General features: G+C 67.8%; 10 protein-coding genes and 1 pseudogene. 4 read left to right on the top strand and 7 right to left on the bottom strand.

Annotated elements, in window-relative coordinates; all coding sequences use genetic code 11:
* The first annotated feature begins 92 nt into the window (after nucleotides 1–92).
* Nucleotides 93–749: a response regulator transcription factor gene (locus A5646_RS04785; protein WP_066861989.1), complete on the top strand. Its 657-nt coding sequence runs from the start codon at nucleotides 93–95 to the stop codon at nucleotides 747–749.
* A 4-nt stretch (nucleotides 750–753) separates the two neighbouring features.
* On the opposite strand, the gene A5646_RS04790 is transcribed toward A5646_RS04785, so the two are convergent.
* The 5 genes from A5646_RS04790 to A5646_RS04810 form a co-directional block, all read right to left on the bottom strand.
* Nucleotides 754–1,014, bottom strand: a complete 261-nt coding sequence (locus A5646_RS04790; RefSeq protein WP_066861940.1) for a hypothetical protein — start codon at nucleotides 1,012–1,014, stop codon at nucleotides 754–756.
* A gap of 184 nt (nucleotides 1,015–1,198) precedes the next feature.
* Nucleotides 1,199–2,539 (bottom strand): SRPBCC family protein, encoded by a 1,341-nt coding sequence (locus A5646_RS04795; RefSeq protein WP_067020244.1) that lies wholly within the window; start codon nucleotides 2,537–2,539, stop codon nucleotides 1,199–1,201.
* An 11-nt stretch (nucleotides 2,540–2,550) separates the two neighbouring features.
* Nucleotides 2,551–4,311, bottom strand: a complete 1,761-nt coding sequence (locus tag A5646_RS04800) for an amidohydrolase family protein (protein ID WP_067020247.1) — start codon at nucleotides 4,309–4,311, stop codon at nucleotides 2,551–2,553.
* A 130-nt stretch (nucleotides 4,312–4,441) separates the two neighbouring features.
* Nucleotides 4,442–5,578: a phosphotransferase gene (locus tag A5646_RS04805; protein ID WP_197505122.1), complete on the bottom strand. Its 1,137-nt coding sequence runs from the start codon at nucleotides 5,576–5,578 to the stop codon at nucleotides 4,442–4,444.
* Nucleotides 5,579–5,680: 102 nt separating this feature from the next.
* Nucleotides 5,681–6,301 (bottom strand): TetR/AcrR family transcriptional regulator, encoded by a 621-nt coding sequence (locus A5646_RS04810; protein WP_066861958.1) that lies wholly within the window; start codon nucleotides 6,299–6,301, stop codon nucleotides 5,681–5,683.
* Nucleotides 6,302–6,426: 125 nt separating this feature from the next.
* On the opposite strand from A5646_RS04810, the gene A5646_RS04815 reads away from it, so the two are divergent.
* Nucleotides 6,427–7,563, top strand: a complete 1,137-nt coding sequence (locus tag A5646_RS04815; protein WP_067020251.1) for a hypothetical protein — start codon at nucleotides 6,427–6,429, stop codon at nucleotides 7,561–7,563.
* Nucleotides 7,560–8,636, top strand: coding sequence for a phosphotransferase family protein (locus A5646_RS04820; RefSeq protein ID WP_067020255.1), 1,077 nt, complete (start codon nucleotides 7,560–7,562; stop codon nucleotides 8,634–8,636). Before A5646_RS04815 ends, A5646_RS04820 begins: the two co-directional genes overlap by 4 nt.
* On the opposite strand, the gene A5646_RS04825 is transcribed toward A5646_RS04820, so the two are convergent.
* Together A5646_RS04825 and A5646_RS04830 are read right to left on the bottom strand one after the other, a co-directional pair.
* The gene (locus A5646_RS04825) at nucleotides 8,637–9,065 is read right to left on the bottom strand and encodes an ATP-binding protein (RefSeq protein ID WP_082984634.1); all 429 of its coding nucleotides are present in this window, start codon (nucleotides 9,063–9,065) and stop codon (nucleotides 8,637–8,639) included.
* A 59-nt stretch (nucleotides 9,066–9,124) separates the two neighbouring features.
* Nucleotides 9,125–9,502, bottom strand: a complete 378-nt coding sequence (locus A5646_RS04830; RefSeq protein ID WP_066869897.1) for an STAS domain-containing protein — start codon at nucleotides 9,500–9,502, stop codon at nucleotides 9,125–9,127.
* Between the two features lie 358 nt (nucleotides 9,503–9,860).
* Here A5646_RS04830 and A5646_RS04835 point away from each other — a divergent pair.
* A pseudogene (locus A5646_RS04835) lies at nucleotides 9,861–10,074 on the top strand (catalase); the annotation flags it as partial.

The following is a 10,074-nucleotide window of genomic DNA, read 5'->3' on the forward strand; positions in this document are numbered from 1 at the left end:
GACGTCGGCCCCACCCGCGACGGGTGGTCGGTGTGCGCCGAAATACCGCTGCAGGAAGGCGATACCGCCTGGCGGCCAGGGTGGTGCAGGGCGTGATCGACACCGTCCCCGAGGTCGCTGTGCTGCTCGTCGATGACCAGGACCTGGTGCGGTCGGGCCTGCGCCGGATCCTGCGCCGCAAGGACGGTTTCGTCATCGTGGCCGAGTGCGCCGACGGAGACGAGGTGCCCGCCGCGGTGGCCGAGCACCGGCCCGACGTCGTCGTGATGGACCTGCGGATGCGCCGCGTCGACGGCATCGAGGCGACGCGCAGGCTGGGTGGCAGGCCGCCGGTGCTGGCGCTGACCACCTTCAACGAGGACGAGCTGTTATCGGGGGCGCTGCGCGCCGGTGCGGCCGGCTTCGTGCTCAAGGACTCGTCGGCCGAGGAGTTGATCCGCGCGGTGCGGGCCGTCGCCAGGGGCGACAGCTATCTCGATCCCGCGGTGACCTCGCGGGTGTTGACCACCTACCGCAAGGCCGCTCCCGGGCCGCGCGGCACGGCGATCGGTGAGCTCACCACCCGCGAACTCGACGTGTTGACGTTGATCGGACAGGGCCTGTCCAACACGGAGATCGCGAATCAACTGTGCATCTCGGGCGTCACGGTCAAGAGCCACATCGGCCGGATATTCGGGAAGCTCGATCTGCGCGACCGTGCCGCCGCGATCGTCTACGCCTACGACAACGGCATCGTCGCCCCCCGCTGAAGACCTACAGCGGCGCCGATTGCTCGGCCAGGTTCAGCATGACGTAGGCCATGCACATGAGGAAGTTGAGCACCACCATGATCAGGCCGGCGAGCATCAGCGACCGGGTACCGCGTTGCCTGAGCCTCTTGTAGCGCGCGGCACGCAATTCGCGGTCGAGCCGGATCGCGATCAGCGCGAAGTTCACGTTCATCAGCTCGTGGGCGGCCAGCGGCGCGCCCTCCAGCATTTGGCGTAATCGCTCCGGTGCCGTTCGAACGCCCACCCGCTCGAAGCTCTGGCTCAGACGTAGCGCCCGCCGCCGGCGGAGCGATTCATATGGCAGCCGAAGCCGCCGCGCAAGTTGCCCTCGATCGTCCCCCCAGGGGTAAGACGGGGTCATCACAAGCGGGATTCTAAATCGCCCGGCGCCACTTTTGCGCTGCGAACACGAATTATGTTGGGACAGATCACTTCGCCGCGCCGCCGCTCATTTGCTGGGAGGCCGGCAGGTCGAGATAGCGCTCCAGGTTGCGATGCATGTTGATCACGCGGCGCTCCTCGCTGGACAGCACCAAGTGAGTGAAGCCGGGCTGGTGCATGCCGCGCTGCAAGCCGGGCAGCACCGCGATGTCTTGGGTGAGCACCACCCCGGGCTCGGCCGACTCGGCGGCCATGCGGACATCCGTCGGCTTGGTGTGCGGCGCGCCCGGCGGCATTCGGGTCATCAAGAACATGACCAGCTCGCCCTTGTCGGGGGACGGGTCGGCGGCGGGGCGCGCGCACATCACGGTCAGGTGGTCGGCGTTGGCGAGGAGCGTCATGTTAGGAAACACGTTGTACTGATGCAATCGGGTCATTCGATCGGTGTCAGCCCAGTTGAGATCCACGCCGCGGGTTGCGGCGAACGCCCGCGTTCGGTCGGCGATCAGGTCGGCAACCGTCTGCCCGGGCCGGCGTTCCGCGGCGGGGAAGGGGGTGCCTTCGGCCGCGCCCATCAGCGCGCCCTGCGTATAGACGTAGGCGTCCCAGACCTCTTCGTCGCTCAGCGCACCGTCAAACCGTGGGCTCTGCACACCGTAGGGCTGGTCCGATTTCCCGGTGTGCCCCCAAATCCGTTGCGGTGCATGGATGTCGTCGACGCAGCGCAGCAGTTCGGGATGCAGGGTCTGGATGTGGTAGGTCTCGCTGTATCCGTCGGCGATCGTTTTCCAGTTGGCGTCGACCTCGACGGTCAGGGTGGCATAGCAGTGGAAATCCTCCAGGTGGCACCAGGCGATGTCGTCGGGCACCGCCTCCAGGTACTCGATCAGGGACACCGCGCCCGCGTCGAGGGTGACGAAGACGAGCCCCGCCCAGGTGTCGACGCGCGCCGGTAGCAGCGGAAAGTCGGACATGCGCAGCGCGCCGAAGCCCTTGCGGTTGGGCACCCGTTTGAGCGCGCCGGCCAGGTCCCACGTCCAGCCGTGATAGCCGCATTTGAGTTCGTGCAGGCCCGAACCCGATCCGGTGCACAGCGAATTGCCGCGGTGCCGGCAGACGTTCTGGAACGCGCGGAGCACCCCGTCGTCGTCACGGACGATGAGCACCCCATAGGGGCCGCAGCGGTATTCGAAATAATCACCGGGCGCCGCGACGTGGTCGAGCATGCAGGCCAGCTGCCACACCCTCGGCCACATCCGCTGCGACTCGAGCGTCGCGAAGGCCGGGGAGTAGTAACGCTCGGCGGGCACCAGCGTCGGGCACTCCGGCGGGGCGCCGATGGCGTCCTCGTCGCGGGTCCGCGCCGGATTGCCGGCCGCCGTCGCCATCGCGGGAGCTATTAACGCGCTCCGCGGACCAGGCGGCCGGGGCGCGCCCCGGTGTCGACGTCGTTGCGGCGGGTCACCGTTCCGCTGACGATGGTCGCGGCATAACCGCTGGCCCCCTGCAGGATTCGGTTGCCGCCGGCGGGCAGGTCGAACGCCATCGCGGCCGGATGCAGTGTCAGCGCGTCCATGTCGATGACGTTGATGTCGGCCTTCTTGCCCGGTTCGATGGTGCCGCGGTCGGTCAGACCGAACAGGTGCGCGGTGTCGCGGGCTTGCTTGCGGATCACGTACTCCAGCGACAGCTTCTCGCCGCGGTGCCGGTCCCGCGCCCAGTGCGTGAGCAGGAACGTGGGATAGGAAGCGTCGCAGATCATCCCGCAGTGGGCCCCGCCGTCGGATAGCCCGAGAACGCCGGCGGGGTGCAGCATCATCTCGCGGATCGCGTCGTGGTTGCCGTCGGCGTAGTTGAACAGCGGCAGCATCAGCATGTTGGTCGCGTTCGACTCCAGCATGAGGTCGTACAGGGTGGACAACGGGTCCTCGCCGCGGGCCTCGGCGATGGCCGCGACGGTGCGGTCCGGGGTGGGCTCGTAGTCCGGCGGATTGCCCAGGGCATACAGCCGTCCCAGCGAGTGCTGCACCAGGGCGAACATGCCGTCGAACAACAATGTGGGGTCGGGGGGCAGGTCGTCCTCGGCGAGGATCGCCGCCTTCACGGCGGGGTCGGCCAGCCGCTGTGCGAGCTCGTCGCGGCTGCATTCGGCCTTCAGCCGGCGATAGGTGGGCCGGTGGCTGAACCCGTGATGACCTTGGAAGCCGATCATCATGCCGAAGGGGCGCGCCGCGATCTGCGGGTAGAGGCGGGCGCCCGCGGCGTGCGCGTCCGCGGACAAGTCCAGCATCTCCCGCCACAGCTTCGGGTCGGCGTCCACCTGGATCAGCGCGAAGGACACCGGCCGGTCGATCTCGCCGCTCAGTCGCCGCATCCAGTCCAGTTCCTTTTTCGGGCCGATGATGTCCTCGCCCGCGGCGCCCTGCGGGGCCAGCTCGAACACCGCGTGGCCGCCGGCCGCCATCGCGCGGCCGAGGCCGAACAGCTCTTCCTCGGCGGCGAAGGTGCCCGGCACCGGCTCACCGTCCATCGCGCGGTGGCCCATCGTGCGCGACGTGGAGAAGCCGAGCGCCCCGGCCTCGATCGCCTCGCGGACCAGCCGGCCCATCGCCTCGATGTCCTCGGGGGTGGCCGGTTCGTTGCGCGCGCCCCGCTCGCCCATGGCGTAGGCGCGGACGGCGCCGTGCGCGACCTGGCTGCCGACGTCGACGGCGAACTTCTGCTTGTCGACCGCGTCAAGGTACTCCGGGTAGGTCTCCCATCCCCAGGTGATGCCCTCGGTCAACGCGGTCCCGGGGATGTCCTCGACGCCCTCCATCAGCTCGATCAGCCACTGCTCGGTGCCGGGCCGCACGGGCGCGAAGCCGACGCCGCAGTTGCCGGTCACGATCGTGGTCACGCCGTGGCCGCTGGAGGGCTCCAGCAGGCTGTCCCAGCTGACCTGACCGTCGTAGTGGGTGTGGATGTCGACGAATCCGGGCGCCACCACGCGACCTGTCGCATCGATGGTTTCGGCCGCCTCGCCGGTCAGCGTGGGGCCGTCGGCGGAGCGGCGAACGACGTCGACGATCTTGCCGTCCTTGATGCCGATGTCGGCGGGAAAGCGTTGCGCGCCCGTGCCGTCGACGACCGTGCCACCGATGATCTTCAGGTCGAACATGAGACTTCCCTTCGCCGGGTCGCGGGCTGTCCCTGACGGGCTGAGCGCGAGGCACGCCGGATTTCGCTACGGTAGGTAGCGTAACTCTTGGCGCGACGAAGGCAATAGCCCCGGCCGAATTGGTCCGCCGTCAGAGCGAGCCCTTCAGGGCGTCGACGGTTTCCAGATCATCGAGTGCCGCGACGCCGCGCCGCAGGCCTTCCATCGCAATGTCTTCGAGCTGCATGCCACCCATCCCGGTGGTGATCAGCGGGGCGACGTATGCGTACAACGCGGCCTGGCGGAACCGCAGCCACAGGTCGTCGCGGTCCAGCGCGGGTCCGCCGGCGGCGATCTGCGCCCGCCGGTAGTCGTCGAGGAGTTCGCGCTGGTTGGCCTGGCGGTCCTCCGGCGTCAGGCTGGTGATCAGGGTGTAGGCCAGTTCGCGCGACGGGTGTCCACGGCGCACCGCCTGCCAGTCCAGCAGCCCGGCCTTGCCGCCGTGGAAGTACATGTTGCCCGGGTGGGCATCGCCGTGCATGACGGTATGTGGGGGAGTGTCGATGAGCGCCGCGACGGCGCGGTAGTTGTCGGCGATGAACTTGCCGTTTTCCACCGGGATCGTGGTCCGCTCGGCCAGCCGCTTGATGGAGGTGTGCATGAGCGACCCGGTCAACAGCGACGTGACGTCGCCCGACGGGGTGTACAGCCAGCCCATTGGCCCGCGCCCGTCGCGCGGCAGCCGCCCCCAGAAGGTGGCGTGCAGTTCGGCAAGCAGCTCGACGATCAGGCCGGCCTGGTCGGCCGACAGCGGGTGCAGCGTGTCGGGGAACTCGCACGACTCCGCTGGCAGGTCCTCGAGGACCAGCAGGTATCGGCCGGTCCACGGGTCGAACGCCGTGCCGTGGCAGTAGGGGACGCCGATGACCTGCGGCGCGAGCTCCCGGTAGAAGCGGACCTCGGTGTGTCCCAGGCGTCCGAGTTCGCCCATCAGCCGGGTGGCGGCGGCCTGCGCCGCGACCTTGACGAACACCGAGTCGGGGACCTCCCTGCCGGTCAGTACCAGCCGGCCACGCGAGGAGGTGCCGGCGTCGCGGCTCAGCACGCGGATGGATCGAACGGTGGTCCCCATGACCCGGGACAGGGTGGCGGGGTCGATGTCCTCGACCGTCCGTGGCAGGCCGAATCGGCCTCCGACCACCGCGTCGGTGGCCACCCGCCCGGCACCGCGGCCCAGGTGAGCGGCTAAGCCGAGGATGGAAAATGCTTGTCCCACAGGAGTTTTCATGTCCATCCATCCTGATTTGCGAGCCGGCCGCAGTGCTGCGCGCTTAACACCAGCGGCGTCGGACAAAATCGATCGAACGTCTGGACATCAGACAATATACGATTATTGTCTGATCTGTGGCACCAAGGCCCTCACCACGAACTGCTCGACGAATTCTCGTTTGTCCGCGGCGGGGCGAAATCGCCACGAGGGCGCCAGCAGAAACAGCGTCGCGGTGTGCAACCACTGGACGATCGACCGGAAATCGACGTCGGGGTAGAGCAGCCCCGCCGCTTTCCATCGGTCCAACAGCGGCCCGTAATGCCGCAGCAGCAGCTCCACGATCGGTTCGGAACCCTTCTCGAGCGCCGACGCCACCGCGGTGCTCTCGGCGGCGAACAACGCTTCGTTCAGCGCGTTGCCGTCCACCGATTCCACCCGCGCCAGCACCATCTCCGGCACCGATCGAACCGGGTCGTCCGGGGCGGGCAGCGAGCGCACCAACTCGGCGAGCGCGCTGTCCACACGCGACAGCATCAGGCCCAGCAGGACGTCATCGCGGCCCGGGAAATACCGGTACACCGTCGACCGCGAGACGCCGGCCTCGTCGGCCACCTCGCCCATCCGGAACTGGGTGTTGCCGCGCCGGACGATGCAGCGGCCGGCGGCATCCAGGATTCGTCGACGGGCCTCCTCGTCATCGAGGATCGCGCGGTCGTCGCCCCAGCGCCGGCTCGGTTCCATGGCGGCGATGTTACGGGATGCGTTGTGCTGCTTTGTTATCTGACGCGAGCAGAATCCGGCCCAGCCTGAGCCGCTAACGAATCCTCCTGCAGCACAACGTGTCAGCGAGCCAGAAAGGGCCATCGATGGGGTACTCCGCGGCGGACGAGTCTTTCACCCACCAGCTGCCGACGACGTTCGACCAGGTGCACGACACCGATCCGACGTGGTCGGATCGGTGCTACTTCTTCGCCGCGTCGCCGGACGGCACCATGCTGTTGGCCAGCGGCTACGGCAACAACCCGAACACCGCCAGCGGGTTGGGTTACGTCAAGGTCAGCCTCGCCGACGGCCGGCACTGGGACCTGTTGTCCGGTCGGCCGTTATCAGGCGATGACCGCGCCGAGCTGCGCGCCGGGCCGATGCGCTGGACCTGCGTCGAGCCGCTGAAGAAGTGGCGATTGGACATCGGGCCCAACAACTCCGGAATCGAATGGGAACTCTATTACGAACCCACCGCCCCGATGTGGGAGTTGTTGCCCATGAAAGTGCATGGCAAGAACGGCGAACTGCTCGCGGACATGTACCACATGAAAGAACCCGGCCGGTGGAGTGGTTGGGTGCAGATCGACGGGGAACGCATCAGCGTCGACGGCTTCCACGGCGGACGTGACCGGACCTTCGGGGTGCGGATCTCCGACAAGATCGACTTCTGGCTGTGGCTCGACGCCGGCTTCGGCGACCATGCCATCGAAGCGTGGATCATCGAATCCTCCGATGGCGCGGTCAATTACGTCGACGGCGGCATCACGCATGCCGACGGGACCTTGTCGAAGCGATTCGTCAAGATCTCCCACGAGGTCGAATTCGACGGCGACCGCAAGCGGCCCACCCGCGCGGTGCTCGTCTTCACCGATGAGGACGGCGAGGCCCATCGGGTGATCGCCGAGGCGCCGCACCTCGAGGTCAACGCCTATTACGGGCTGCCGATGGCGCACTGCCAGTACGAGGACCTGGGCGGCGGCGCATACTTCATCCATTTCACCTGGGACAGCAGCGATCCCGAGCAGCTGACCGAGACAGAGGGCAAGTCGATGGCCCTGGACCAGCTGATGCGGTTCGAACGGGGTGGCGAGACCGGTTGGGGCATCTTCGAATTGCTGCTGGGCGGCCAGGGTTATCGCCGTTACCCCAACTGGGCGGCGATGGACATGTCCGCATTCACCCAGGACAAAACCCCGGTCGATCGACTGCCCGCGGATGACGCGGGGGTGCGCCAATGACGCTGGGCGATGAGTTGCAACGGCGGCTCGGTGGCTGGCTGCGCACGCAGCTGCCGGACGCCGACGACGTCCGTCTCGAGGGCGTCGACCGGGTGAGCTTCGGGCACTCGGCCGAGATGATGACACTGCGCGTCGTCACCCGCACGGATGGGCGCGACGACCACCAGGACGTCGTGTTGCGGCTGCGCCCGCGGCCACCGGCGCTGTTGGAGCCCTACGACCTGGCGCGCCAGTTCCGGATTTTGCGAGCCCTGGCCGAAACCCCGGTCCGCGTGCCGCGAGCGCTGTGGCTCGAGCCCACCGGCGACATCCTCGGCAGGCCGTTCTTCGTCATGGAACGCGTCGACGGCGACGTCTACGAAATGGAGCCGCCGCCCGACGCCGACCGTGCTGTGGTGCGAATGTGTCAGAGCCTGGTCGAACAGCTGGCCGCCATCCACACGGTCGACCTGAGACGGACCGGGCTGGACACCCTCGACGACGGCTCGGACCATCTGGACCGCGAGCTCGTGCACTGGGCCGCGGAGATGAACCGGGTCAAGCGCGACCGCCTGCCCGCCCTGGAGCGGCTGCACGAGGCCCTGCTCGCCGCCGAGCCCGCGCCGTACCCGAAGGTCACACTTGTGCACGGGGACGCCAAACCGGGCAATTTCGCCTTCTCCGGCGGCGAGGTCAGCGCGGTCTTCGATTGGGAGATGACGACCGTCGGTGATCCGCTGACCGACATCGGGTGGCTCGAAATGCTGTGGATGCAGCCGGTCGGGATCACCAGCCACCCCGCGGCCCTTTCCATCGATGAGCTGCTCGCGCACTACGAGTCGGCCAGCGGCATCACGGTCACCGACCGGCCCTGGTATCGGGCGTTCAACGCGTTCAAGATGGCCGTCATCTGCCTCATCGGCGCGATGCTCGTGGAGGACGGGCACAGTGCGGACCAGAAACTCGTGCTGGCCGCTTACGGCACCTCGTTGCTGACCAGCGCCGGGCTCACCGAGCTAGGAATCGACGAAGCCCTCGACGACGGTCCGGTGCTGCCGCGGGAAGAACGCATCCAGCAGGTGCTGGCGGGCTGATCAGGCGTTGACGTCGGTCCACGTCAACGTGACGCGGGTGCCCTGCGGCGTGGGCTCGATGACCACGGCGTCGGCGAGCACCTCCATCAGCGGAATGCCGCGGCCGCGCCGCTGCTGCTGGCGCTGCACCGGCACCTTCTGTCGCCAACGGCCGCGGTCGTCGACGGTCACCGCGAGGGTGTCGGCATTCGCGTCGTAGGCTGCCCGCACGTCGAGCGTGCCGCGCTCGGCGGCGTCGACGTAGGCGAATTCCGCGGCGTTGGCGATCGCCTCGTTCACCGCCAGCAGCAGATCGCTGAACCGGTCGTCGTCAAGGGAGAAGTACCGCTCGAGCCACGCCGCGAATTCGGCGCGGGTGCGGGCCGCGCTGCGCGCGTCGGCGACCACACGCGTCCGTACGAAGCGGGATCGGTCATCGATGTTGGACACGTTCTGCGGCTGGTCAGCGCGTCCCGTCATTCCCAGTTGCATTGCCACCCTGTCGACGCTCACTCACCAGCGATGCCGCTCAGCGCTCCGTCCAGACTGCTGTAGAGCGAGAGCACGCTGTCGATACCCATGAGTTTGATCGGCCTGCTGGTGGCCGAGCCATTGGCGACCACCGCGAACTGCGTCGGCGGCTCGAGCTCGGCCTGCGCGGAAACCAGGACCGTCATCCCGGCCGACGCCAGAAAACCGACTTTGGACAGATCGACGATCAAGGCCGCGGGCTTGGTCGCCAGCGCGGTCTGGATCGCGTCGGCCAGCAGCGGCGAGCTGAGCATGTCGACTTCGCCGGAGACGCTGAGCACGACCGCCTGGTCTACCTGGTGTTTGCCCACTTCAAAAGCGGTTGGATCGACTAAGTCGCCGGTTTGTTCGCCCATGGTCTATCACTCACATTCGGTCCCTTGCGGGACACCGCTAGCCTTCTGAACAGCCACTGCCGTATCCGGGGGCTGTTTATTCAACCCCGCGGGAACACGCTTGCCTACGGAGGAGACGCACCCCGTCGATCTGCGCTGGTAAATGCAGATACAGCTACAAGTGTTTAGTCAATGGTAGGACACGCGGCGTACCACGCTCAAAACGCTGAACGATTTCGGGCGCCGCGACGTAGTCCGGATGTGCGTGACGGCCAGCCTAGAAGTTGCACGGGCCAACGGCCCGTGCGTGAATTGCTTCCACCTGCTTCGCTCTCGCCCCGCGTGGCGTGGCCTGCAGAAATGGGAAGGACCGTCGGCCGTGGAACCCGGTGATCGCGGCGGCGAGCAACACAGCGGCGAGCGGCCCGACGATCCCGGAGAAGACCCGCGCGCGGCGTCGACTTCCGGTGCGCTGAACCGACGGCGCGCACTGCTCGGCATGGGCGCGGTAGCCGGCGCCGCCGCGGTCGACGTCGGTGGCTTCGCCTATGCCGGTGCCTGGCTACGGCCCGGCACGCTGACGCCGCCCCGAT

The organism is Mycobacterium sp. 1245499.0, from assembly GCF_001673615.1.
GTDB lineage: Bacteria > Actinomycetota > Actinomycetes > Mycobacteriales > Mycobacteriaceae > Mycobacterium > Mycobacterium europaeum_A.